Here is a 26,179-nt window from a genome sequence, read left to right as displayed (position 1 = left end):
ATTAGTCTTTAGCACTTCTGTACATGTGGGCAAAACCTTTATCGTACAATTTGGATAATTCGTATTCACTATTTAATACATGGCTTACCACGATCATAGCTTGGCGCAATACGCCTTCCTCAGAGATGATGCCTGCAATAGTTTCCAAAGTGCCACGAATAATGCGTTGGTCTGGCCAAGAAGCCTTTACTACAATCGCCACAGGTGTTGTTTTATCATAACCACCTTCGATGAGTTCTTCTACTACTTTATCAATCATTTGTACGCTAAGGAAAATACACATTGTGGCTTCATGAGCCGCTAGCATTCTTAATTTTTCCTTTGACGGCATTGGTGTACGTCCTTCCAAACGTGTGATGATAACAGTTTGGGACACATTTGGTAATGTGTACTCTTGTTTCAATGCCGCTGCCGTTGCCAAGAAGGAGCTCACGCCTGGTACTACTTCATAAGTAATGCCCATTTTATCAAGATTATCCATTTGTTCTTGGATAGCCCCGTAGATAGCTGGGTCACCAGTATGTAAACGTACCACTTGTTTACCTGCCTCTTTGGAGGCTTTCATCACCGCAAGAACCTCATCAAGGTTCATAGTCGCACTGTTGTGGATTTCACAACCAGGTTTACAAGCCTCTAAAATTGCTGGATTTACCAAGGAACCGGCATAGATGACAACGTCGGCCTCTTGTACTAAACGATATCCTTTACGGGTGATGAGTTCTGGATCCCCAGGACCTGCCCCGATAATATATACATCAACCAATTGTTTCCTCCCCTTGCACCTTTGTGGCGCTCACAATAAAAATAGGACTCAATGGATCTAATAAATGATAAGGTCCGGCCTTGCGATAGCGATTGATGGCCATTTGATAGCCATGATACTCGAAAGGACGTCCTTTGAGTTCTTTCAAAATCGCACTGCCCGTCTCCATCGTTACGGCTGTCACCACGAGGCGACCACCGATTTTAAGGAGGCGCTGTGCCTCATCAATGATATTCCCTAGTTGACCGGCACTACCGCCAATAATCACCGCATCAAGTTCTGGCAAATCCTCCATCCCTTCTGGTGCCTTGGCTTTGATAACCGTCATATTGGATACATTGAACTTTTCCATATTTTGCTGAATCAATTCAATGCCTTTGTCAAATCGTTCGATAGCGTATACATGGCCTTTTGGTGCACCCAGGGCTGCCTCTATGGAAATAGAACCAGTACCAGCACCCACATCAAGGATCACGCTATCTTCGTCAACGCGTGCTTCATTCATAACAGCCATGCGAATTTCTTGCTTCGTCATAGGTACGTCGCCACGAATAAATTCCTCGTCACGAATTCCGAAAAAATGTCTCATCCTAATACCACCAATACGGAATGTCCAAACCCTTCTAGGTCTTGCAGGGATTCGAGGGTGCCACGAACGATGTGTTCATCGTCGTAACTGAGTCGCTCCAAGGCTGCAGCCGTCGTTGAGGCTGGCCATCCGCTTTCACATAATATACGAGCAATATGTGCCGGATTGTACTCTGGATCCGTGAGGAATCCCATTTTCTTGCCCTCCCGATACGCCAATTGTTCTGGACTTGGTTGGCGTCCGTGAAAGCTCATTAAATCCGCATCATGCCACACTTCGCCTAATCGCGCAAACGCAAATGTCATGGAACTGATGCCAGCAATGACCTCTATAGGTTGATTAGGAAATTTCTTTTTCAAATACGGCAACAGACTATAATAACCTGTATCTCCGCTTACCATCACCACTACGTCATGGCTTACCAGTTCCTGCTGAATTTGTTCAGCTAGTATACTAAGTTTACCCGTAATAGCATAGGTAGTTTGACCTGGAGCACGGAAGTCCTCCAATGCTCGTTCACTGCCCACAAGAACAGTGGCTTTCTTTATTGTCTCAATGCCCTTAGGCACGACATAGTCAGGATTTCCTGGACCTATGCCTACGACATACAAGGTATGTTCCAATGTTCAATAGCTCCTATCTCTTGGGCCCGTTGATCGACTCCTAAAATACGGCCGTCTAATGTAGTTATAATAATGCCTACTTGTGCTTCCCCCCCAATGTAGCGCTCGCTCCGTAATGATGCGCGATCTACAATACGTTGGTATACACCATTTAGACCTTCTCGTTCTAAAATAGGGAATGTGGATTCCGTGGTTTGGCAATTAAATAACTCCTCGCATACTGCCTGACTCGCCCCTTCAAGGGCTGCATAGGCTACAATGGTTTCCATACGACCATCACTCATGCGATTATGCGTGTGAAAGCTGCCATTAGCGAGTTTAATCAATTTGCCGATATGACCAATGATCAAAATCCGTTTAAAACCGATATGAGCCGCTTGCTCTAGCATGAAACCAATAAAATTACTGGTCTCTGCCATTTGATTCTTGCTGATGCCCAATACACGTTCTGCCAAATCTTGGCCGATACGTCCTGGTACAAGGATAGCTGTTTCACAGCCATTCGCCTTCATCACCTTTAATTGGGGAATCAAGGAATTCTTAAAGCCTTCCTCACTCATAGGTTTCACAATCCCCGTCGTACCGATGATAGAAATACCACCTTCAATACCAAGGGTATGATTTAATGTTTTCTTCGCCAGCACGAGACCATTCGGTACACTCACTGTTACGGTCACGCCTTGACCACGAGTACAGAACTCATTAAAGACGATTTTCATCATTGCCCGTGGGCCCGGATTAATGGCTGGTTCCCCTGGAGGCATAGCAAGACCTGGTTTAGTGACAGTGCCCACACCAAATCCGGCTTTGAACATCAGTTCACCAGTCGTATCAAGTGATACTGTCGTCTCTACATCATTACCATGGGTCACGTCAGGATCATCACCACCATCTTTCATCACCGTTACCTTTGCCTCTGTATCAGATATGACCTCTACAGACTTAATAGGTACCTCGATATGTTGGCCTTGTGGGTTTTCGATATATACGGAGTCTACTGTAGTATGATCTAGCAAAGCCAATAGGCCTGCCTTCATACCTGCCGTAGCACATGAACCTGTGGTATAACCACCTTTCATGTCTTCTACTCTCATGCGTCCTCCTATGTATTAGTTATATCCGCATCATATATGACCGTATTAAAGTATCCCTTAGGGTATCTACATATGTGGGCATATCTTGCGGCTACGAACTACTACTGTTAGAAATTAGGAACGGAAATTAACGAATTGCAATTCTACTGGTACATCCAATTGTTTTAACATTTGAATCACTTGTTGCAAATCGTCTTTATCTTTACCAGATACACGAACTTGATCTTCTTGGATACTTGCTTGTACTTTCAACTTCATATTTTTAATTGCTTTTACTACGTCTTTAGCATTTTCTTTGGTAATGCCTTTTTTGATAGTAATGATTTGACGAACTGTAGCACCTGCAGCAGGCTCTACTTTACCGTACTCAAGGTTTTTAATCGCTACGTCGCGTTTTACCATTTTACCTTTTAATACATCGATGATAGCATTCAATTTATAGTCATCATCAGCAAGGATTTTAATGGTATCTCCTTCTAAAGAGATTTCTGCTTTACTACCACGGAAATCGTAACGTGTGCCGATTTCTTTTTTTGCTTGGTTTACCGCGTTGTCTACTTCTTGCATATTAACTTCTGATACAACGTCAAAAGAACAATCTTTAGCCATTTTATACCTCCTACTACTAGTCTCTGTTGGGCATTAGAGCTAGTGAACGTAATCATCATCCACGTATTCGCACTATTTGATACTATGCAGGGGAAAACCATTACAGTTTTACTACGTATTGGCATATATACGCAATATTACTCCCTAGTGAAAGTTATCATTTACTTTCACTATAGCTAGACATACTAATAGCAGAATACACTATCTATAATTATACTGTACTATGCATGAGTACTGCAATGAATTGGACGTAAAAAAGCCCTCCAAGATTAGATTTTTATCATTTCTAACCTTAGAGGACCCTCAAATTGATAAAATGATTTAGTTTATGAGAATATGATTATAATGACTAGTACGTTTATGCTAATTACAATGTTTCGATATTATCATACATAGGTTGTACCACCCAGTTACCATTCATGTCTACAACGCCCCATTTACCATTAACCTTAACCGCACTATGTCCATTCGTGAATGTTTTCACGTCACTAAATACATTTGCGTCATCAGTAAAGAGGATATTACCGTCCATATCAATAATACGGTATTTACTATGGCCTTTATGTACCCATGTATACACATCAGTACCAAAGCCATCAATCATATCATCTTTAACGGTAGTGAATACAGCCTCACCAGTTTCCATATCTACAAGGTATTTCGTATTCTCTAATGTTGCCACCATACGTTTTGTTCCGGCAAATGTAATATCATCATATACGAATGGCACCACTTGTTGACCATTATCAATACTAAAGATACCTGTTTTATCAAGATCTTTATTTTTTACCACAAGTAAACCATTATATTGATCAATTTCACCTGTTTCATAATTGTTAGGTTGAATAATGTATTGACCATCGCGATTCATAAAACCAGTTTTACCCTGATTTTTGACGATAGTACCAAAACGTGTCATAGGCCATACCGCATCATTCTTACTGTCGATAACAATATCACCACTGGTATTCATATAACCACGTTTTACACCATCATAGGTAAATCCACCTACACCATAACCATTATAACCCCATCCATGCCCACTAAATGTACCGCCACCTATAAATCCTAATAGGCTACCAAAATTAAAACCACTTACCTTACGACGATATTCAGCTAACCCATTATCATCAAAAGAACTCACATCTTTGGATGGTGGTGTAAACACCTCTTGACCATTACCATCAATAGCCACTATCTTGCCTTCTTTATTTTTAACGAAAGCTCGGTCACTGCTAAAATAGGTAATTATATCCTTAAATTGAGGTTCAATAACTACTTCTCCAGCTTTATTCTTGAAGCCGTATTTCTTATTCGTATCTTGAAAATATTCATACTCATCACTAGGATATGTAGTTTGATACTGTGCCAATTCAGCCTTCACCTTAGCCAATTCAGCGTTTTCCATTTTGATACGCTCAATATCCTCTGCCATTGAAATTTCTTTACCATTTTTATCCATATACTTAGTGGCTTTACCATCTTTATATTTGAAATTTCCATACAGGCCTGTTTCCAAATCTTTATACTGTGCAGGTATTAAAACTTCTCCATTAATGCCTAAGACTCCGTATTTCCCATTATCTCGAAAAATCCCTAGTACTCCTTCCTTTGCATAAGTACTATTAGTAATGGTTACCACTTGATCCGCTAATTTTAATTCTGGCGCATTTCTATAAGGATTAATAATAGAGCCAATTTCTAAACCAATATATGAGCCAGAATGATGATAGTGACTGCGCTCACTATAAGTATATCCACCTACAGATGTAGATACTGTGCTTTGTGACCGCTGGATACGTTCTTGCACAACCTCTAATCGTTTATCATTCTGTGCATTACCAGCTGCATCTACAGTAGGCATAACTACCATAGTAAAAGCCCCTAATACTGCCGCTAATAATACTCGTTGTTTACAACTTCTCTTAAAAATTAAATTCATTATAATAGTACCTTCAACGGCATCACACAGTCCGTCACCTTTCTTTCACACACAAAAAAGAATTATAAAATAACAATGTCTTCGTATGTTGGCTCTACATACCATTTACCATCTTTATCCATAATACCCCATTTCCCATTAGATTTTACAGGGCTATAGCCATGGTTAAAATATGTTGTTTTTTCAATGTTATTTTCTGTATTTTGATATTTCAAATTACCATCCTTATCGATGATTCGGTAATTTTTCTTTCCTTGATGAACCCACGTATAGTTATCTCGTGCAAATGGTTGAATTGTGTCCGCTTTTACAGTGGAGAACACAACCTTGTCACTCTTGGTATCGATAATATTGCGCATATTACCATTCACACGAATGACCCGATTACTTTCTTCATAGGTTACCTTTGGTTCTGGTTTAGATGTATTTTCAGCCTTAATTTGTTCATCTATAGATGGCGTAATAATCTCACCTTTTTTAGTAATATGTCTAATATCCTTTCTCGACATTTCACCATAAAAAGTACCATCCACAGCGGCTTGAATATTCTTATACACCGGTGCAATGGATACTTGACCATCTGTACCTAGAATACCCCATTTACCATTCGATTTCACCTTAGCAAGAGAGCCTCGATCAAACATGGTATTATCAATTCGAATCATACCAGGTTCTAACATAGCCTGTTGAGGTACCTCAACATTATAGACGGTAACTACTGGAGTACCAAAATAATCATAATAGTCTTGACCATAATAGAATGGGTTACCAATAAATACAGATCTAATATGATGACGTACAGAGCGATGTTTAACAATACGACGATCACCACGTCGAATATCCGATGGTACACGAGGTCTTGGACCTAATTGTCCATCGCGACGAACCATAGGGCGATTAGAACTATTGACACGATGCCGTGAACCAGAAATACTAGTTCCACTACGTCTTACATGTTCTCGTCGTTCATAGGAACTGTTAGATTCAGAACGCGATGTATGTACTTGTTCACGATGTACTCGTTGTTCTACATGAGCGGGGGCTTGACGCTGCCCATGCCTAGGCCAAGCCGCGTTAACCTCCGTAGTCGCACCTAATGATAAAGCAAATGCGCCTAATACTGCAGCTAAAATGAATTTTTTATTTATCCGTGTATTTGTTTTCATATAGTGTTGTATGGTTCACACAAACCATATACTCCTTTTACATACTCCTAACTCCACAGAGTCTTAAAAACTTACTATATTATAATCATTTACATTATATATGTATTGTACCACAATTAATTGTGTAACAAGTATTATCTTGCAACTAAGTATTATCTTGCAACTACTGTTATATAAATTTCACATAGAGAAAACAATTTTAACAGAAATACTATGAATAGTGTTACAATATATATACTTTTGATGTAAGCAAACTAAATTAAGAAAGATTTCTATTTCCTATGATAAATCATTTACAATCTATTATCTCTATCAAGATTCCCCCACATACCCCTACACAATCCATCAATCATACCATCAAGAAGGCAAATATATCGCAACGCTCACGACGCAAATTGCGCAATGATGGTGTATTTCTATTAAATGGTAAGGCTTGTACCTGGGATACTCTAGTTCACTGTGGTGACACACTCCAGGTATTCCTCCCTACCGAATCATCTATTACATCCTGGGCACACACACTTGATATCATCTACGAGGATGAACATCTATTAATCATTAACAAACCATCCGGCCTATTAATGCATCCTACCTCAACAGTTCGAGACAAAACCTTAGCCAATGCTGTTATGCATTATTATGAAAGCACAAAACAATCTTATGACTTTCACCCAGTCCATAGACTAGACAAAGATACATCCGGTATAGTAGTCCTCGCAAAAACTGCCAGAGTGCAGCATTTATTTACGAAACAACACATTACATTCCATAAAGTCTATGATGCCATTGTGGAAGGTCATATGCCCCTTGCACAACTCGCCATTCATTGGCCTATTGCCCGCAAGGAAAGAAGTATTATTGAGCGTTGTGTCCACAAAAATGGCAAAGCAGCCCATACAGATGTAACGGTAATAAAAACAGGAGCTATGGCGAAACCACTTTGTAATGATACTATATCATCTGGTGCTCAACCTTATACGCATATCCGTTGCATCCTCCATACGGGCCGTACCCACCAAATTCGTGTACACCTCTCCCATTTAGGATATCCATTACTAGGCGATGATATATATGGTGGACATCTAAATGTAATACAACGCCAAGCATTGCATGCCTCTGAGTTATGGTTTGCTCATCCTGTAACTGGAGAGGAACTCCATCTACATGCTGAGCTACCTAATGATCTAAAAAACATACTTGTACTATAAATATAATTTCAAATCGTACGTATAGAAGAACCGGTATACAGCTAATTCACTTAGCTTCTATACCGGTTTTATATATTCTCTACCCGAGAATATTCCTATTCAATTATGCAAATAACTTTTTTCGCCTGTATTGGCCTTATGACTCTAACTGCTCCGCTTGATACAAATCATATCCCTCATAAGCATAACTAACATCAATGCCCTTCATATAAATAAGGCGATCATCAATTTTATCCGTTAATGCAGCCTGCAATGCTACACGAATTTCTAAATCATTGATTGGACTTCTTTCCATAGCAGACAAATAATCCTGCTTATGTACACGTTGCCAATCGATGACTTGCCCTAGGGATGCTTTCAACATGCAGTCCAGCCAAATACGCATGGCACGGCCATTCCCCTCACGAAATGGATGGGCCACATTCATCTCTACATATTTTGCCAAAATCTCTTCAAATGTAGTGTATGGTAGATTATCAATTTCTTGCAATGCTTGTTCTAAATAGAGAACCGGTGCAAAGCGAAATTGACCTTTCGCAATGTTCACAGTACGCATTTGACCAGCAAAATCATAAATATCTTGGAATAGATACTGATGTATTTCACAGAGCCCTTTGAAAGTCCCCACTTCAATGGTATTCAATAAACCTTTAGAGAACAATTCTAGGGCTCTAATTTTTGTTAATTTTTCCTCTGAATTAGCGAGTTCAGTAGAACTCGTAATATTCAATTTATTTTGTAATACCATTCTACTAAACTCCTTCTCTATGACAGTAAAATTATTATATATCAATTATACAGAATTCGATAAAAACTTTCATCAAAAACATAAAAAAATATAGCTATTAACCTTGATTCTTGCTATACTAGTCTTGATTGTAAATGTTAAATCATTTAACGGAATAATTAGGCCCACAAGGCTCAAGGAGGACAACATGCCATTAGTAACTACTAAAGAAATGTTCAAACAAGCGTATGACGGTGGCTACGCTATCGGTGCTTTCAACGTAAATAATATGGAAATCGTACAAGGTATCGTAGACGCTGCAAAAGAGGAAGAATCTCCTCTCATTTTGCAAGTATCTGCAGGTGCGCGTAAATATGCAAAACACATTTACCTCGTAAAATTGGTAGAAGCTGCATTAGAAGACAGCAATTTACCAATCGCCCTTCACCTTGACCATGGTGATTCCTTCGAAATCTGTAAAGACTGCGTTGACGGCGGTTTCACATCCGTTATGATCGATGCATCCCATCACGATTTCGACGAAAACGTAAAAATCACTAAACAAGTAGTTGAATATGCCCACGCTCATGGCGTTGTAGTAGAGGCTGAACTTGGCCGTTTGGCAGGCGTTGAAGACGACGTTAACGTTAGCGATGCTGACGCTCGTTTTACTGATCCAGAACAAGCTGCTGAATTCGTTGCATTAACAGGTGTAGATTCCTTGGCTATCGCTATCGGTACAAGCCATGGCGCCTACAAATTCAAAGGTGACCCTTACCTAGATTTCGAACGTTTGGAAAAGGTTGGCAAATTATTACCTAACTTCCCTATCGTATTGCATGGTGCATCCACAGTACTTCCTGAATTCGTTCAAAAATGTAATCAATTCGGTGGTAACATCCCTGGTGCTCAAGGCGTTCCAGAGGAAATGCTTCGCCGTGCAGCGACAATGTCTGTATGTAAAATCAACATCGATACTGACCTTCGCTTGGCCATGACTGCTTCTGTTCGCGAATATTTAGCACAAAACCCATCCGAATTCGACCCTCGTAAATACTTAGGACCTGCACGTGACGCTATTAAAGGCATGGTAGCTCACAAAATTAAAAACGTGCTAGGCTCCTCTCATACACTCTAATATTATGGCTAGTGGATTTTTAAAAGGAACGTTAATCTTAACCATTGCTGGTTTCGTGGTGAAAGCCATTGGCAGTATCAACTGGATTCTCCTCTCCCGTGTACTCGGCGGTGAGGGTATCGGGATTTACCAAATGGCTTTTCCGATTTATTTGTTCCTACTTCAATTTTCAAGCGCAGGTGTGCCAATTGCCATTTCCATTTTGACTGCTGAACGTCTAGCGATCTATGATTATACCGGTGCCAAACGAGTATTCACTCTATCCTTTTGGATGCTCACCGCCACAGGTTTAATCGCTAGTTTTGCCATGTATTTTGGTGCCGATTGGCTCATTAGTAGCGGCTATATCATCGATAGTCGTGCGTACTATTCCATCATTGCATTGGCGCCAGCCGTATTCTTCGTAACCTTGATTTCCTGCTTCCGTGGTTACATTCAAGGCTTTGAATTGATGACACCTACTGCAGTCAGTCAGATCGTAGAACAACTATTACGCGTTGTGGTTATGCTCGGTGCCGCGTCCATGTTGATGCCCTACGGACTGGCAGCTGCCGCTGGTGGTGCCAGCCTTGGTGCTGGTGTTGGTGCCGTTGGTGCCCTCATCGTATTGCTCTACTACTATTGGAAACTACCGAAATCTCCTGAAAATGGTGAAAGCTACGATGGTATCCAAGAATCCTCTGGTACTATCCTCGGCCGACTCATTCGCCTAGCTGTGCCAATTTCTTTGGCAAGTATCATGCTCCCATTAGTAGCCAACCTCGACCTATTCATCGTTCCAAGACGATTGGAGGCCGCTGGTTTCTCTACGGGTGAGGCTACAGAGCTATTCGGTTATTTAACAGGTATGGCGGTGCCACTCATTAATTTGGCTACCATCATCACTGCAGCTTTGGCTACGAGCCTAGTGCCTTCTATCTCTCATGCCCTTGCCAAACATGACAAACAAGGTATCTTTAATCGTACTGCTGGCGCGATGCGCCTATCCTTTATGGCCACCGTACCATTTTCTGTAATGCTTTACGTCTTAGCAGGACCAACTGTAACTTTGATTTACAATGCCCCAAAAGCAGAGGCAGCCACTCAAATCTTGGCCATCGCCAGCTTCTTCCTCGGCATCCATCAAGTTACAACTGGTATTTTGCAAGGCCTTGGCAAACCAACACTGCCAGTTATCAACATGGGTATTGCTATGGTCATAAAGGTTATCTTGAACTGGAACCTCACCGCTATTCCTACATTAGGTATCGCCGGTGCCTCCTATGCTACCGTAGCCGATATTGGCTTTGCCGCATTACTCAACCTAATTTATATCAAAACCTATACAGGCTACTTCCTCGACTTCTCCATTTTATGGAAAAACGTAGTCAGTGCCACTATCATGGGCGTACTCATCTATATGAGTTACCACACCCTTGCTGAAAGCCTCCCAATGGCTGTTAACTTTATTTTAACAGGCATCGAAGGCATCATCCTCTATGTGGTGATTATGGTTCTGTTGAAAGGACTGAATCGCCAAGATGGGGCTAGCATGCCACTCATTGGTCGCTTCTTCCGCTAATAAGTAAAATCCCATACATATCTACTATTGATGCTCGATAGGACTATAATGTTCTTTCTTTCGTTGTGTAGATACACGAAAACCCGCTGGGTGCTATCTTTGAATGACTTACGCCAAAGGCGTTCGGATTGAAAAGATAGTACCCAGTGGGTCATTTTTGTAAATATACGCAATTATAGAAAAGAACATTATAGTCCTAACACCGCCAACAACTGCATATACAAAGGTATGACGATAATAAACAGCACAGTACTTAGCGTCACGAGACTCGTTGCATAAGGCAAGTCCCCTTTTCCTTCATTTACTAAGATTGGTAATACTGCCGCCACCGGTGTAGCTGATTGGATCACATATGTCTGAAACTCTAAACTACTCATGGGCAATGACATATACTGTACCCCCACATACAACACCCCTATCATACCCATAGGTGTTATGATGAATCGACCAAATAAACCACCTATAGTATCTTTATTAAGTCTAATACTGCTAAGGCCAGTATCACGGAGGACAATACCAATATAGACCAAAGACAAAGGCGTCACCATATTACCAAGATAATCAAGGGTTTTTGTAATGATAGGTGCCACCGAAATAGAGAAGATCAATACGATTATGGCAATAATAAAACCAATCATAGGGGGCGGTAATAATTTTTTCCAACTAACGGCTACCCCAGGTTTTTTATCTTCATCTAATAATGGATCAGCATCAATAAAGAAAATTCCCACCATCCATAAAGACAACGTATTCATAATATAATACAGCAAGAAAAATGGGAACGCCTCTTCTCCAAATAAAGCCATTTGCACGGGTAAACCAATAAATAAGCAATTATCATTTACTACCATATTAATAAAAGCGCCTTTTCTACCTCGCTGTATATTGAGAACTTTCATCAATATATAGGCCAGTACATAGCCAAGGATAAAACTAGCAAGTACGAATAGAAAACTTGCACGCAGAGACCAAATAGCCGCAATGTCCAAATGATGAATAACAGATACGAAAATACCAGCAGGCAAAGCAATTTGTAAAATAAATTTAGATAAATTCCCACTGAATGTATCATTAAACATGCCACGGCCACGCAAAACATAACCTAGCGCAATTAGTACAAGTATAGGAAATATACTCTCAATAGACGATAACAATCCCATATTATTTACTCCAATGTTGTTTTAGCACAGATGGATGTAAATTAGATACCGAATCAAGACCTTCACCACAAACGGCAGCGATAGTTTTCAACTGAGTCAATTGTTCCATTGTGTAGTATTCAGCATCGCCCATATTGTCGATATCTAAATAATTCTGGCAGCCTCGGCTAGCCTTAGCATTTGGCATATCTCCAGAAATGCGGGCCATAATAGATAACGATGGATGCGCTGCTTGCCATTGGCGCACAGGCTCGATGGAGCCCATGCGAGTTTCGCCGACATAGGCATTTGTCACACCGTGCACATCACGGTCATAGGACAAAGCACTGACGATAATCACATCAAATAATTTTATCACATCAATGCTCATATCGTGAACAGATTGACGGACCGTCATCATCAACGGACGATGCTCTGGATCGAGTTGACCTGCGATAGTCACAATTTCATTGAAATATGGCGCATCCTCTTGCATCACAAATCCTGGTTCATGAATAAGACTCCAACCAATGATGGACGGATGATTTTTATGGGCCTGCATCAAGGTCCGAATCATAGTGATATGTTGTGGTAAAATGCGTCCTCTAATATCACCGCGACTATAAAAGGAAATATGATTGGTTAGCTCACCGATAGATGTAACACCTAGACCAGCAGCCGGCAATTCATCTAGCACGAGTAATCCCATTTCGTCTGCCATCGTTAATAACAACTCTGGCAACACATAGCCTCCTGTGTAAATACAATTACCACCAAGTGATAATACACGTTGCAATTCACGACGTGCTACGACAGCATTCGACAATATGCCAGGAATATTCTCTATATCTAGCTTAACACCTTGTAAACGGATAGATTTACCATTCAAATTCCATACTCCATCTTGTAGCCCTACTTGGCGGATACCGATTGGTATAGAATATGTATCATGTTGTTTACCGAGACGACTCACATCAAAATCGACACGGTACATATAGCCGTCTCCAATACTCCACAAATGTGGATTTTCAAGAACAAGCTGACCATTTCCACCTACGCCAGTGGCCACCACACGGCCATCCCGGTCCCGTAATATAGTCGTTACTAAACAATTCCCTTTGATACTTGCTACATAACTAATAACGGCTTTATCAGCACACAATTCCTCAATGTGAAAGTTCACATCCAGCAATCGATTTTGTGGTGCCGTCGTCATATGCACAGTGCCACATAGTCCACTTGGTACGCGATAGGGTACAGCACTTACGCGTTGTTTTTGCCCATCCACACCTTCTACCAAGGTGCCACCGAGCATATCATAGGGAGCAATATCGTTATTAACTTTCACAATAACGGTATTATCCTCACCATAATGTAGATGGCGAGTCACCTCGAATGAAGCTGGTACAAAGGCCCCTTCATGGCGCCCTACCTCTGTGCCATTCACATATACAACGGCACGACGGCCAATATTTTCAAAATGAAGGTATACGAGCTCGCCTAACCATTCCTTTTGAATATACACATGGCGCTCGAACCACATAGTACCTGTGTAGTTACGGTCGTGTAAATCTATAAAATTATCATGGACGTTAGAAGGAACGATGACCTGCATCCCTTTTGGTACAGATTTCTCCCAACTAGCGCCATCTTGGTCAAATTTAAAATGCCACGCCCCATCGAGCGATACCGAATGACGATAGGCATTTTGCAATGGATATATGAGATCCATATAATATCCTCCTTATGGTACTATTACTATCTTTCAGTATACATAAGAATGCAAGAAAAATAAAGAATTGAGCGCATATTTATGGGTATTTTCAACGTCCTCAAATATCAGTATAATAAAAACATGAACATTTAACTCGTAATTTATTGTGAAAGTAGGTTCCCATGAAATATACTACCATCATTTTTGATTGTGACGGCACATTATTAGATACCCTAACGGATTTAAAAAACGCTGTAAACCACGTATTAGCATCCCACGATTTTCCAGTGCGTTCCAATGCAGAGGTTAAACGTGCTCTTGGCAATGGCGTGGAACATCTCCTCCGTGAAAGCCTCCCCACATCTGTCACAGAAAACGAAATCCCTCCCCTCCTCTCAGAGTTCAAAGAATATTATGGCGAACATCTTCAAGATTTTACCTCCCCTTATGACGGCATTCTAAACGTTCTTGATGCACTTCGAGCTGAGGGCTATAAACTAGCTATCGTTTCTAATAAAATTCAAGAAGGCGTTATCCCTTTGGCTAAGAATTATTTCGGTGATCGATTACCTGTTGCTATCGGCGAACGTCCTAATTTACAACGCAAACCAGCTCATGATATGGTGTTACAAGCTCTGAGAGAACTCGATTCCACCCAAGAAGAATCCGTCTATATTGGCGATTCCGAAGTAGACGTAGCCACAGCCCGCAATTCAAAACTCGAATGCATTGGCGTCACTTGGGGGTTCCGTGAGGAATCTTTACACCAAGAATTAGGCGTGAAATATATTGCCCGAAAACCAGCAGATATTCTAGATATTATGAAACTATTGAACCAATAGTACGAGAAATATATAGTATCTGAACCACTCATCAAGGAGCAGTTCTTTTCTGTCATTATCAGTGTATAGTGCAGTAGTAATTCAGAGCATCAAAAAAGGAGCCCATAGGGCTCCTTTTTTATTTTATATTGATTACGCGTTTTTTGCTACTTCAACAAGTTTAGCAAATGCTGCTGCATCATTTACAGCAAGATCAGCTAACATTTTGCGGTTAACTTCTACGCCTGCTTTAGTCAAACCAGCGATGAAACGGCTGTAAGTCAAACCATTCATACGAGTTGCTGCATTGATACGAGCAATCCATAATTTACGGAATTCGCGTTTTTTCGCACGACGGTCACGACGAGCATAGAATAATGCTTTCATTACAGTTTCGTTAGCTTTTTTGAACAAACGACTGCGTGTACCACGGTAACCTTTAGCTAATTTTAAGATTTTTTTATGACGTGCATGAGCTGTAACGCCCTTTTTCACTCTTGCCATTGTAATTTCCTCCTGCTATTAATCGAATGCTTATGCGTATGGTAACATTTTTACAACACGTTTGTAGTCAGATTTGCTAACCAATGTTGCTTTACGAAGATTACGTTTACGAGCTGGGGATTTTTTTTCAAGAATGTGGCTTTTGAAAGCTTTTGCACGCTTGAATTCACCAGTACCAGTAGCTACGAAACGTTTAGCCGCTGCGCGACGAGTTTTAATCTTTGGCATAATTTGAATCCTCCTCAATTATCCTTTGCTTGCTAAAATCATAGTCATATTTCTACCCTCAAGTTTCGCTGCTTTTTCAACAGTGGCACTTGCTTCCAATTCCTTGGCAAAACGGGTTAATACGTTAAGACCTAGTTCCGGATGGCTCAATTCACGGCCACGGAACATGATTGTAACTTTTACTTTGTTGCCTTCACCTAAGAACTTAGTTGCGTTTTTCATTTTAACGTAAAAGTCATGATCCTCAATATGTGGACGAAGTTTTACTTCTTTCAAAGTAACAATCTTCTGCTTTTTCTTAGCTTCTTTTTCTCGTTTTTGCTGTTCATAACGATATTTACCAAAGTTCATAATACGACAAACTGGTGGTTTACCGTTAGGGGCAATCTCAACGAGATCAAGTTGTTTTTCTTCGGCTAATGCTAAAGCTTCGCGGGCTGACATAATACCGATTTGTTCGTTGTCAGGACCGACAACACGAATTTCACGTGCACGAATTTCTTCGTTAATACGTGGTGTATCCTTGCTAATACCATTCACCTCCAAGTGAAATAAAAAAAAACGGACGGCATAACGCCATCCGTAGCAAAGTTCACACTATTTAACCTATTATTTCTCGATACTAGGTGAGTGGCGGATGGCCTCTTCTTTATTAGTTACTCAATTATATTACCAATAACTATGAATATTGTCAATACTTTTCTTATCTTATCTTACTCATACTATACAAATTGTGTACAAGATAATGTATATTATACAAGATCGACTCACCCTTACACAATAGCTCCTACGGTTTTATTCTCGCCCCCAATTTATATACTTTCACTCTTATTACATTTCATTATAAGTCCTTCATAAAATAATCCATACCATTTTATTTGCTTTCTGTATAATTTTTCTACATATTAAAAATCTCTTTATGTTATACTAAAAGTGACCCAATATTTTTTTACTATTCTACAAAATATATTTGTGAATTGCGTGATTTTGCAATATGAAATCTTCGTAGGTACTCACATCTATATAGTAAAAAAGGAAAATTTGATAGGGTATGTATTATAATATGTTACAAATGTAACAGAAAGGTGGCATGTGTATGTCTCAAGAAAAAGTTGCACCTTCCCGTACAAAGGTGCAAAATATCGGCCTAATCTTAGGGTTTCTTATACTCTTAGGTATTTTGGCCATTCCTACACCAGAAACACTATCTACTGGTGGTCACCGTATGATCGGTGTATTAGTGTTTGCTATTGTAATCTGGATGACCTCTGCCGTATCCTATCCAGTAAGTGCAACTATGATTACAGCATTAACGGCGCTCCTACTCGGTTTCTCTCCTAATCCAGAGGCACCGGCCAAATTATTAGGTACTGGTAAAGCTTTAACAATGGCTATATCTGGCTATTCTTCTAATGCCATGATTCTCGTAGGCGCAGCAATGTTTATTTCTGTGGCGATGAGAAAAACAGGTCTCGATCGTCGTATTGCAATGGCTGTATTAAGCAAAGTTGGTACAAAGGTTAACCGTATTTATTTTGGTGTACTAGTAACTGGTCTTATCCTATCATTCTTTGTTCCTAGTGCTACTGCGCGTCTAGCCTGCTTAGCTCCAATCATTATTGGTATTACTGAAAGTTTAGGCATTCCACGTCGCAGCCAATTAGCAGCACTTCTTATGGTAGGGGCTACCCAAGCAGATACATTCTGGAATATCATGGTCCAAACGGCTGCTGCACAAAACTTAGTTGCTGTAGGCTTTATGAACTCACAACTAGGTCAAGCTGTAAGCTGGATTGACTGGCTAACTGCTGCTGCACCATATTCTATTTTAATGGTAATTATTTCCTACTTTCTATCTAAAATGCTTATTAAACCAGAATTTGATGAACTCGTTGGTGGTGATGAACAGCTTGCTAAAATGAAAGCTGAAATGGGCCCTATGAGCTTCGATGAAAAGAAATTGCTTGCTATTTCCGTAGCATTGCTATTCTTCTGGTCTACAGGGGGAAAATTACACTCTATTGATACAACAACCACAACAATTGTGGCTATCGTACTGTTCTTCTTCCCGGGCATTGGCATTATGGACTGGAAGTTCGCCCAATCTCGTATCGATTGGGGTTCTGTAGTCATGTTCGGTGCTGGTATTGGTTTAGGTTCTGTATTACTAAAAACAAAAGCCGCTACATGGTTAGCTAATGTATTCGTAACAGCCTTTTCCTTAGAAACAGCTTCCGTATTCTTATTAATTGCGATTATGTCTGCATTTTTAATTGTTGTTCATCTTGGTTTCGCTTCTGCTACAGCATTGTCCTCTTCTATGATTCCTATTGTAATCTCTATCGTTGTAGGCCATACAGCAGATGGTATGAATCCATTAGGTGTAACAATGTTAATGCAATACTCCATCTGTTTTGGTCTTGTACTCCCTGTTAACTCCCCACAAGGTATGTTATCCTATGGTACAGATACATACGATGTAAAAACATTCATGAAAACAGGTATTCCATTAACAATCATCGGTTATGTGTTATTCCTTGTATTTGCAGCAACATACTGGCATTGGATCGGATTATCCTAATATACAATTTCATACTAAAAAATGGAACCTTTAAAGGTTCCATTTTTTATACTATCATTTTATTTTCTCAAACGATTGTGCTCCGCTTGTGCATATTATTTATTTCTGATTGATAGCTTTACGCAAATCCACTACATGATTTTTAGTGCGATCAGGTAATTCTGATTTCATTTCTTTAGTAGCTTGTTTTGCAGCAAACCAAACAGCTTCATTAACATAAGAACGTAGTTCATCGTTAGCAATGTTGGATTGATGTGCTTTAACAACATCTGTTAATTGCATAGCCAATGCAGACGCTTGTTCTTGTGTTTGAGGCATATTGCTTTCAGTTGCTGTATTCAATACATCGTTAAGAGCTGCAGCAACAGAACGTAATTCATCTACACCATAGCTATTAGTGTAACCAGCCTCTTTTGTATAGCCAGGTAATGTTTCATAGCTATAATTGCGGTCATGTTTATTATCTTCATTCCAGTTATGAGAGCGTTTATAGAATTCTACACGACGTTCTAAATGATACACAAAACGCTCTGCGTAGCTATGTTTAGCTCCTTCTAACCAAGCTTTATCATTAGCTGATAATTTTTCATTATTAGATTTTTTATCCTCTACCGCGGTAACCACCCATACCCGCCATGATTTGTGTCGGTTCCATAGGATCGTAGGACATAGGTTTTAACGCAGCCAATGCAGCTGATTTAGCACCCGCTTCATTAATATCTCCACGAAGTTCATTGATTTTTTCATTTACACCATCATTGTTGTTGATGATAGTTTTAATATTGTTAATTTCAGTAGTATTTGCATCCACTGCATCTACCACAGCTTTCAACTGACTGCCATTCACTGCATCTGTAGATGTATCACTGATCAAACCAGGTGCTACATTTTGAATGCGGCGAGTACCAGTAGTGCTACCCACACTCACTACTCCAGTAGTTACATTACCACCAGCAAAGGCATATGTTTTTCCACCGATTGTACCACTAGTATAAGACGTAGATAAACCTGCTGTTGTAGCACCTTCCGTAACATAGGCAGAGTTAGCACCTAGGAACATCCAGTTGTAACCGCACCAATCGCAATCGCACTGTGGCCACTCGCTACTACGCCATAGCCGTTAGCAATCGAGTATTTACCAGATGCTAACGATACATAACCATTAGCACTAGAAAACTCTCCAGTTGCCTCAGACAATGCGCCTACTGCGATACTTGCAGTACCTGTAGAACGAGATGAAACACCTAAGGCAGAACTATACGTATTAGTAGCTCTTGAATTGTCACCAATCGCCGTTGAAGTGTATCCAGTTGCCTGTGCAAGCGCACCAAAAGCACTCGCACCTGTACCATTAGCAGTAGAATCCGCACCTACTGCTGTATCTAAAGTGCCTAAAGCTTGAGCCGTTCTTCCAATAGCCGTACTAGCCTGTGCCCCCGCCTTAGCCTCCTGACCTAATGATATCGCCGCTTGATGCTGAGAGCTAGCACCTTTACCAATAGCAATGGAGTTTTTAGCAGTATCTGCAGTTTTAGCATCTTGACCAATAGCTACAGAATCAGTACCACTTGCAAGAGTTGTACTAGTAGTAGCTGTTGTATTGATTTTTAATTGATCCACATCTGCAGCACTCACACTACCTACAGCGCTCACAGCCAATGTACTCAATACTAATGTCTTCAAAATATTCATAAAACCCCATTCTGGTTTCTCTCTCAAGATAACCATACAATATTAATAAAAATGATAATACAATCCCAACATATGCTACACTCTTTAACTTTGAGTTCATCATATATTCATCATATTAAATTGTTAACAATTTAATTTATATACAGTCACACTTATTTTACATTTATAAAAATAAAATACCACCATTGTTTTATTCATATATTGTCTTGTATTGATTCATTCTAGATATACTAGAAACAAACAATCACAATACAACCTATGAATCACAATGATGGTATTTATGATGGTATTCTACATAATAAGCTTTTCAACAGATTGGAGCCTATACGTAAACTCTATTTTATTTACGGTTTTTCACTTCTTCTTTAATATCCTTGAAGAAGTCTTCCCATTTCACAGTGCCTAATTCATCGCCACCATGTTTACGAACGTTCACAGTGCCATCTTCCATTTCTTTTTCCCCTACTACGAGCATGTAAGGTACTTTTTCCATTTGAGCTTGGCGTACTTTATAACCGATTTTTTCGTTACGTTCGTCAACTTCTACACGGATGTAGTCATGACGCATTTCTTTCGCAATTTTATTAGCATATTCAACGTGTTTTTCGCTGATAGGCAATACTTTCACCTGTACAGGGGCCATCCAAGTTGGGAATGCGCCTGCATAGTGTTCAGTAAGGATACCGATAAAGCGTTCCAAGGAGCCAAAGCATGCACGGTGAATCATAATAGGACGATGTTTTTGACCATCCTCGCCGATATATTCCATGCCGAAACGTTCTGGAAGGTTCATATCCAATTGAATAGTACCACATTGCCATGTACGGCCAAGGGAATCCTCGATATGGTAGTCAAGTTTAGGACCGTAGAACGCGCCGTCACCAGGATTTACAACGTAAGGGATACCTTTTGCTTCGATAGCGTCACGAAGTGCGTCTGTAGCCAATTCCCAAATGTGGTCATCGCCCAAAGCGCCTTCTGGTTTTGTACTCAATTCCACATGGTATTTCAAACCGAATTGACTGTAAGTGCGGTCGAACAATTCGATAACTTTCATCAACTCAGGCTTAATTTGTTCAGGAGTCATGAATACATGCGCATCATCTTGAGTGAAGCTACGTACGCGGAACAAGCCGTGCAACGCGCCGGACAATTCGTGACGGTGAACTAAACCAAGTTCCGCCATGCGGATTGGCAAGTCTCGGTAGGAATGCATTTCGTTTTGGTATACCAAGATACCGCCTGGGCAGTTCATTGGTTTGATTGCGTAATCTTCGTTATCGATTTGTACTGTGTACATGTTTTCGCGGTAGTGATCCCAATGACCAGAAGTTTCCCACAATTGACGGTTCAAGATAACTGGTGTGCGGATTTCCACGTATTCGAATTCATGGTGCAATTCGCGCCAGAATGTTTCTAATTCGTTGCGAAGTGCCATACCTTTTGGAAGGAAGAATGGGAAACCAGGACCTTCTTCTTTCAATACGAATAGGCCAAGTTCTTTGCCCAATTTACGGTGATCGCGTTTAGCTGCTTCTTCCAATAATTGAAGATATGCTTCAAGCTCTTCTTTTTTCTCGAAGGCAGTACCGTAAATACGTTGCAACATTTTATTTTTTTCATCGCCACGCCAGTACGCACCAGCAATGCTTTGCAATTTGAAGGCTTTTACTTTACCAGTAGACGCTGCATGAGGGCCTACACATAAATCGATGAAATCACCTTGTTTGTAGCAAGAGATGATAGCATCCTCAGGCAAATCTTGGATTAATTCCACTTTGTAATCTTCGTTTAAATTTTTGAAGAATTCGATTGCTTCTTGACGAGGCATTACGTTCTTTTCGATTGGCAAGTTTTCTTTAACAATGCGGATCATTTCTTTTTCGATTTTAGGCAAATCTTCTGGCACCAACACGTGTTCCATATCGATGTCATAGTAGAAACCTTTGTCGATAGCAGGACCGATTGCTAATTTTGCTTCTGGCCATAAACGTTTAATCGCTTGTGCCATGATATGAGATGCAGTATGGCGCAATGTGTGTTTACCGCCGTCTTGTTCAAATGTCAAGAAACTAACTGTGCTACCGTCCACTAATTCTTCGCGCAAATCAGTCAATTCGCCGTTAACTTCTGCCGCCAATACTTTTTTAGCCAAACTATTAGATAATTGTTTTACTGCTTCACCTAGAGTAGTGCCAGCTGCGTATTCCTTAGCGCTACCATCAGGTAAAATGATTTTTACATCTGCCATTGTTCTTTTCCTCCATTGTGAAAGCCACCGGCGGGACACGGGGTTTTCTATTAACTTTAATTCTAATCTATGCATTGCCTATGAAAGTTTTGTTTTCGGCAATAAAAAAAGACCTTCTATTCCCTCTACAAGGGACGAAGATCATATTCGCGGTTCCACCCTAGTTAATTACACAACCATTTTACCTCATTGTATGTCAAGGTAATACATTAGTGCATAATTCACTCTTAGATTCTAACGGTTCTTAGCCGGGAGTGCCTACTTAGGTTCGACAGACCAGTTTAAAGGGGGTAATGAATAGCTATATGTGAGGTATTTCCACCAGCAACCTCTCTCTGAGACATAGGGAACTATGCATCATGTCCTTTGCATAACTTTTAACATAGCTATTGTAGCACACTAGGTTTTTGAATGCAAGTATAGACTTCTACATAAAATTATATTGTGCGAAATTATTATATCTATTTTTCAAAATAAACTTTATCGCCTAAACTCGTTAGTATCTCAATAGCCAATTCTCTCGTATCCGGCGTACACCGCACCATACTACGGCCAGTGTTATCTAATGTCGTCATAACACCCACATACTCATAGCCCTCAAGAATTCGATTAATATAATTCGTATCGCTAGGATTGATTTTGAAATATACGTAGGATTCCTCTCCAGTCATAGGTGCATCCGCACCATCTACGCGTTTCATTAATTCTACTGGTTCCGCCATTAAATTTGTTTTAGGTTTATCATTAATTGGTAGCATAGTCCATCCTAAGTTTGTTCACAAAAAAAGTCATCGTAATCTATCTGTATTATATCAAAATTGATACCATACGGACATCATACGATGACTTTATTTACATTGAAATGCTAAAGTACATACATCTTGAAAACCTAATCGGATTTCATATGACACTTAAGTCTATTATATTTCTTACGCTTCTTCTTTCACCTTACACTCGCGGCGCATCATGGAGAATGGTTCTAGAGGTGTATCGATGTACAAATGAACTTTCATTTGTGCATGTGGGGCCACGTCGATTTCATTGCCATCTACATCGGTCATTTTGGTGATAACGTGTTCAACGTTTGGACCTTTAGGTTGGCAGAATTCTACCTTATCGCCTACCTTAAAGTTATTACGTTGTTCTAATTCAGCATAACCGCCTTCAACATTATAACCTTCTACCAAACCAATGAAGTCATGAGTTTGTGTGTTACTGGATTTACCATAGTTTTGAGCTGTTTCGTTAGCTTTACCAACGGAGAAGCCTTCTGTATATGGACGGTGGGAGATTTTTTCTAATTCTGCAATCCATTCAGGACGAACGTACCAGTTTTCACCTTCTTCAAGGTATTTGTCGATCGCTTCGCGGTATACTTTCGCCACTGTTGCTACATAGTGAACGCTCTTCATACGTCCTTCGATTTTAAGGCTGTCGATACCTGCTTCGTAAAGATCAGGAATATGGCCTAATAGGCATAAATCCTTAGAGTTAAAGATATACGTACCTTTATCATCTTCTTCGATTGGGTAGTATTCACCAGGGCGGTTAGATTCAACGATTGAGTATTTCCAACGGCAAGATTGGGAACATTGACCACGGTTCGCATCGCGAGTACCAGTCATATAGTTACTCATAAGACAACGACCAGAGTAAGCGATACACATAGCACCATGTACGAAAGATTCGATTTCAATATCTACTTTATCTTTCATTTCCTTAAGATCTTTAATAGATACTTCACGAGCCGCTACGACACGGTGTGCACCTAAATCTTTCCACATTTGTACAGTCATAAAGTTTGTTGTACTTGCTTGTGTACTTACGTGTAATTCGAGTTTTGGTGCTACCCGTTTAGCGAGGCCAAAGATACCCATATCCGCTACGATAATAGCATCTACACCAATACTTTCAAGATATACTAAATACTCTTCAAGACCAACAAGATCTTCATTGTGAGGGATGATATTACATGTGACATGAATTTTTTTACCATGGGCATGTACAAACTCTACAGCCTCTTTCAATTCTTCATTAGAGAAATTAGAGCTGCTAGCGCGCAAACCAAAATGTTGGCCTGCACAGTATACGGCATCCGCACCATAGCGAATGGCCATTTTTAATTTATCCATATTGCCTGCTGGGCAAAGCAATTCAATAAAACGTTTTTCCATTATTGTTCAGGACTTCCTTTCCAAACACTAACACTCATACCATCACCTAGTGGATAAATGGTGGTATTAAATAACTCTTTATTTTCTACAAAATTCAAATACTCTTGTAGCCGTTTTGTAATCGTTTTAAATCGACGCGGTGGTTCTTTATCCCCCCGCACATAACCTCTAAAGAGTACATTATCGGCAAGAACCACTGCACCTTCTTTCAACAAAGGCATAATAAGTTCTAATTGTTTCAAATATTGCCCCTTAGGGCCATCGAGGAACACAAGATCATACTCACCTTTCAGATTCACCAGGATTTCATTGGCATCCCCGTTCAAGAGATAAACATTGTCCTTGTAATCGGATTGACCAATATAATATTTTGCCATCTCATGACGCACCGTATCAAGTTCAATGGATGTAATATGACCACCCTCACCCATTTGACGTGCCATGAGCAATGTAGAATAGCCGATAGCCGTTCCAATTTCAAGGACTGACGTCGGTTGATACAAACTTAATAATTCTTCAAAGAGATGTACTTCTGATTCACGCAAAATTGGCACATTATTAATCATGGCATAAATGCGTTGCTCATTTAATATCTCATTAGTTTCCATAAATACTTTCCACTACCTTCAAATGTTCTTCATAAGTTTTTGTAAAATGATTATGACCTTCTTTGTCTGCCACAAAATACAAATACTCTGTATCGCCAGCATTTAATACGGCCTCAAGGGATTTTTTACCAGGGTTCGCAATCGGTCCTGGTGGCAAACCATTGATAATGTACGTATTATAAGGGCTTTGTAATTGCGTATCCTCAATTGTCACATGCGCCTTTGGATAGCCTAGGATGTATTGAATACTCGCATCAGATTGGATAGGCATACCTAATTTTAAACGTTTTTTGAATACTGCCGCGATTGGCTCACGATCTTTATCAAAGAGCGCTTCCTTTTCTACTAGGGATGCTAATGTGATAAATTCAAAAATCGTCATGTGTTCGTCGTCCAATTGTTTCCGTATGTCTGGCGTTAATTGACTATTCATTTCTCTAGCCATCAAATCAATGATATCCTTTGCAGATGCATCCACAGGGATATCATAAGTACTAGGAAACAAGAACCCTTCCACACGGTACGTTACCGGTTTTGGCCCATACATATATTGATATGGTACATAGTTTTTTGCCACATCTAGGAATTCCTTAGCCGTCACCAAACGGTCTTTTTCAAGTGCAATGGCGATTTCACCAATGGTATATCCTTCTGGAATAGTAACACGAACTGCTTTTACATGGCCTTTTTGTAAGAGCTCAATTAACTCTGTTTGATTCACTTTATTAGGGATTTGGTAGTACCCAGTTTGTAACTTCGCACCATTACCACTAATACGTAAGGCTAATCGAAATAATTCAGGAGATCGAATCAATCCTTTTTCATAAAGCATTTGGGCTATTTCTGCTCCAGTTTGCTTTTCTTCGATAACCACTACTTGCTCATCAGTCGTTTCGTTAAAGGTATTAGGCAAATAATACATTGCCCCCCATAAAGTTGCCGCTCCTATACATAGGAGAACCGCAAATATGCCCAGGGCAATACGTATTCCTTTTTTCATGAGTTATATCCTTTCTTATGCGCGATACAACAACACAACTCCACAGA

At 40.1% G+C, this 26,179-nt stretch carries 26 protein-coding genes and 1 other annotated feature; of the genes, 5 read left to right on the top strand and 21 right to left on the bottom strand.

Annotated features, from left to right (window positions below; translation table 11 throughout):
• Position 1: 1 nt before the first annotated feature.
• From cobM to RVY80_RS02905, 7 genes are all read right to left on the bottom strand, one after another.
• On the bottom strand, positions 2-763 hold the full coding sequence (cobM, locus tag RVY80_RS02935; protein WP_295188536.1) for a precorrin-4 C(11)-methyltransferase: 762 nt from the start codon (positions 761-763) through the stop codon (positions 2-4).
• The gene (gene cbiT / locus RVY80_RS02930) at positions 756-1,352 is read right to left on the bottom strand and encodes a precorrin-6Y C5,15-methyltransferase (decarboxylating) subunit CbiT (protein WP_295188534.1); all 597 of its coding nucleotides are present in this window, start codon (positions 1,350-1,352) and stop codon (positions 756-758) included. The genes cobM and cbiT overlap by 8 nt, the downstream gene beginning before the upstream one ends.
• Complete coding sequence (gene cbiE, locus RVY80_RS02925; protein WP_295188531.1) at positions 1,349-1,975, bottom strand: precorrin-6y C5,15-methyltransferase (decarboxylating) subunit CbiE; 627 nt, start codon at positions 1,973-1,975, stop codon at positions 1,349-1,351. The genes cbiT and cbiE overlap by 4 nt, the downstream gene beginning before the upstream one ends.
• Positions 1,951-3,069, bottom strand: a complete 1,119-nt coding sequence (gene cbiD / locus RVY80_RS02920; protein ID WP_317329623.1) for a cobalt-precorrin-5B (C(1))-methyltransferase CbiD — start codon at positions 3,067-3,069, stop codon at positions 1,951-1,953. The genes cbiE and cbiD overlap by 25 nt, the downstream gene beginning before the upstream one ends.
• Positions 3,070-3,183: 114 nt before the next feature.
• Entirely contained in the window at positions 3,184-3,678 is a 495-nt protein-coding gene (locus RVY80_RS02915; protein WP_317329622.1) for a YajQ family cyclic di-GMP-binding protein, read from the bottom strand.
• A 367-nt stretch (positions 3,679-4,045) separates the two neighbouring features.
• Entirely contained in the window at positions 4,046-5,620 is a 1,575-nt protein-coding gene (locus tag RVY80_RS02910; RefSeq protein WP_317329621.1) for a WG repeat-containing protein, read from the bottom strand.
• Between the two features lie 62 nt (positions 5,621-5,682).
• Complete coding sequence (locus RVY80_RS02905; RefSeq protein WP_317329620.1) at positions 5,683-6,786, bottom strand: WG repeat-containing protein; 1,104 nt, start codon at positions 6,784-6,786, stop codon at positions 5,683-5,685.
• A 281-nt stretch (positions 6,787-7,067) separates the two neighbouring features.
• Here RVY80_RS02905 and RVY80_RS02900 point away from each other — a divergent pair, with 281 nt between their 5' ends.
• Complete coding sequence (locus RVY80_RS02900) at positions 7,068-7,994, top strand: RluA family pseudouridine synthase (RefSeq protein ID WP_317329619.1); 927 nt, start codon at positions 7,068-7,070, stop codon at positions 7,992-7,994.
• Between the two features lie 136 nt (positions 7,995-8,130).
• Here the strand turns inward: RVY80_RS02900 and fic are convergent, their stop codons facing one another.
• Entirely contained in the window at positions 8,131-8,742 is a 612-nt protein-coding gene (fic, locus tag RVY80_RS02895) for a protein adenylyltransferase Fic (RefSeq protein ID WP_317329618.1), read from the bottom strand.
• 187 nt (positions 8,743-8,929) lie between these two features.
• On the opposite strand from fic, the gene fba reads away from it, so the two are divergent.
• Both fba and RVY80_RS02885 read left to right on the top strand, forming a co-directional pair.
• The gene (gene fba / locus RVY80_RS02890; RefSeq protein ID WP_295188514.1) at positions 8,930-9,859 is read left to right on the top strand and encodes a class II fructose-1,6-bisphosphate aldolase; all 930 of its coding nucleotides are present in this window, start codon (positions 8,930-8,932) and stop codon (positions 9,857-9,859) included.
• 4 nt (positions 9,860-9,863) lie between these two features.
• Positions 9,864-11,420, top strand: coding sequence for a putative polysaccharide biosynthesis protein (locus tag RVY80_RS02885; protein ID WP_310746434.1), 1,557 nt, complete (start codon positions 9,864-9,866; stop codon positions 11,418-11,420).
• Between the two features lie 188 nt (positions 11,421-11,608).
• Here the strand turns inward: RVY80_RS02885 and RVY80_RS02880 are convergent, their stop codons facing one another.
• The gene (locus RVY80_RS02880; protein WP_317329617.1) at positions 11,609-12,580 is read right to left on the bottom strand and encodes an AEC family transporter; all 972 of its coding nucleotides are present in this window, start codon (positions 12,578-12,580) and stop codon (positions 11,609-11,611) included.
• A gap of 1 nt (position 12,581) precedes the next feature.
• Complete coding sequence (locus RVY80_RS02875; protein WP_295192690.1) at positions 12,582-14,291, bottom strand: glycoside hydrolase family 2 protein; 1,710 nt, start codon at positions 14,289-14,291, stop codon at positions 12,582-12,584.
• Positions 14,292-14,455: 164 nt separating this feature from the next.
• On the opposite strand from RVY80_RS02875, the gene RVY80_RS02870 reads away from it, so the two are divergent.
• A complete protein-coding gene (locus RVY80_RS02870; RefSeq protein ID WP_317329615.1) occupies positions 14,456-15,115 on the top strand; it encodes an HAD family hydrolase in 660 nt (219 codons plus the stop codon).
• A 132-nt stretch (positions 15,116-15,247) separates the two neighbouring features.
• Here RVY80_RS02870 and rplT read toward each other — a convergent pair whose 3' ends face one another.
• From rplT to infC, 3 genes are read right to left on the bottom strand one after another with little or no spacing between them, the layout of a single operon-like run.
• Positions 15,248-15,598 (bottom strand): 50S ribosomal protein L20, encoded by a 351-nt coding sequence (rplT, locus tag RVY80_RS02865; RefSeq protein ID WP_295188502.1) that lies wholly within the window; start codon positions 15,596-15,598, stop codon positions 15,248-15,250.
• Between the two features lie 30 nt (positions 15,599-15,628).
• On the bottom strand, positions 15,629-15,826 hold the full coding sequence (gene rpmI / locus RVY80_RS02860) for a 50S ribosomal protein L35 (protein ID WP_028256889.1): 198 nt from the start codon (positions 15,824-15,826) through the stop codon (positions 15,629-15,631).
• 18 nt (positions 15,827-15,844) lie between these two features.
• The gene (gene infC, locus RVY80_RS02855) at positions 15,845-16,366 is read right to left on the bottom strand and encodes a translation initiation factor IF-3 (protein ID WP_295188496.1); all 522 of its coding nucleotides are present in this window, start codon (positions 16,364-16,366) and stop codon (positions 15,845-15,847) included.
• 556 nt (positions 16,367-16,922) lie between these two features.
• Between infC and RVY80_RS02850 the strand changes: the two genes are divergently transcribed.
• Positions 16,923-18,407 carry a DASS family sodium-coupled anion symporter gene (locus tag RVY80_RS02850; protein ID WP_317329610.1) on the top strand — a complete coding sequence of 495 codons (1,485 nt, stop codon included), beginning with the start codon at positions 16,923-16,925 and terminating at the stop codon, positions 18,405-18,407.
• 99 nt (positions 18,408-18,506) lie between these two features.
• Here RVY80_RS02850 and RVY80_RS02845 read toward each other — a convergent pair whose 3' ends face one another.
• The 8 genes from RVY80_RS02845 to mltG form a co-directional block, all read right to left on the bottom strand.
• A complete protein-coding gene (locus RVY80_RS02845; protein WP_317329608.1) occupies positions 18,507-19,031 on the bottom strand; it encodes a hypothetical protein in 525 nt (174 codons plus the stop codon).
• A complete protein-coding gene (locus tag RVY80_RS02840; protein ID WP_317329607.1) occupies positions 19,009-19,467 on the bottom strand; it encodes a hypothetical protein in 459 nt (152 codons plus the stop codon). Before RVY80_RS02840 ends, RVY80_RS02845 begins: the two co-directional genes overlap by 23 nt.
• Positions 19,458-20,099: a hypothetical protein gene (locus RVY80_RS02835; RefSeq protein WP_295188486.1), complete on the bottom strand. Its 642-nt coding sequence runs from the start codon at positions 20,097-20,099 to the stop codon at positions 19,458-19,460. Before RVY80_RS02835 ends, RVY80_RS02840 begins: the two co-directional genes overlap by 10 nt.
• Positions 20,100-20,439: 340 nt before the next feature.
• A complete protein-coding gene (gene thrS / locus RVY80_RS02830) occupies positions 20,440-22,350 on the bottom strand; it encodes a threonine--tRNA ligase (protein ID WP_317329606.1) in 1,911 nt (636 codons plus the stop codon).
• 127 nt (positions 22,351-22,477) lie between these two features.
• Positions 22,478-22,731 (bottom strand) — a binding site (T-box leader).
• Positions 22,732-22,811: 80 nt separating this feature from the next.
• Positions 22,812-23,072, bottom strand: a complete 261-nt coding sequence (locus tag RVY80_RS02825) for a DUF4911 domain-containing protein (RefSeq protein WP_295188652.1) — start codon at positions 23,070-23,072, stop codon at positions 22,812-22,814.
• 207 nt (positions 23,073-23,279) lie between these two features.
• Complete coding sequence (locus tag RVY80_RS02820; RefSeq protein WP_295188481.1) at positions 23,280-24,524, bottom strand: peptidase U32 family protein; 1,245 nt, start codon at positions 24,522-24,524, stop codon at positions 23,280-23,282.
• Positions 24,524-25,132 (bottom strand): O-methyltransferase, encoded by a 609-nt coding sequence (locus RVY80_RS02815; RefSeq protein WP_295188478.1) that lies wholly within the window; start codon positions 25,130-25,132, stop codon positions 24,524-24,526. Before RVY80_RS02815 ends, RVY80_RS02820 begins: the two co-directional genes overlap by 1 nt.
• Positions 25,122-26,132, bottom strand: coding sequence for an endolytic transglycosylase MltG (gene mltG / locus RVY80_RS02810; protein WP_295188475.1), 1,011 nt, complete (start codon positions 26,130-26,132; stop codon positions 25,122-25,124). Before mltG ends, RVY80_RS02815 begins: the two co-directional genes overlap by 11 nt.
• Positions 26,133-26,179: the final 47 nt, after the last annotated feature.

The organism is Veillonella absiana, from assembly GCF_032970865.1.
GTDB lineage: Bacteria > Bacillota > Negativicutes > Veillonellales > Veillonellaceae > Veillonella > Veillonella absiana.
The sequence above is the reverse complement of the archived record's forward strand: the minus strand, read 5'-3'. Positions and strand labels throughout refer to the sequence as shown.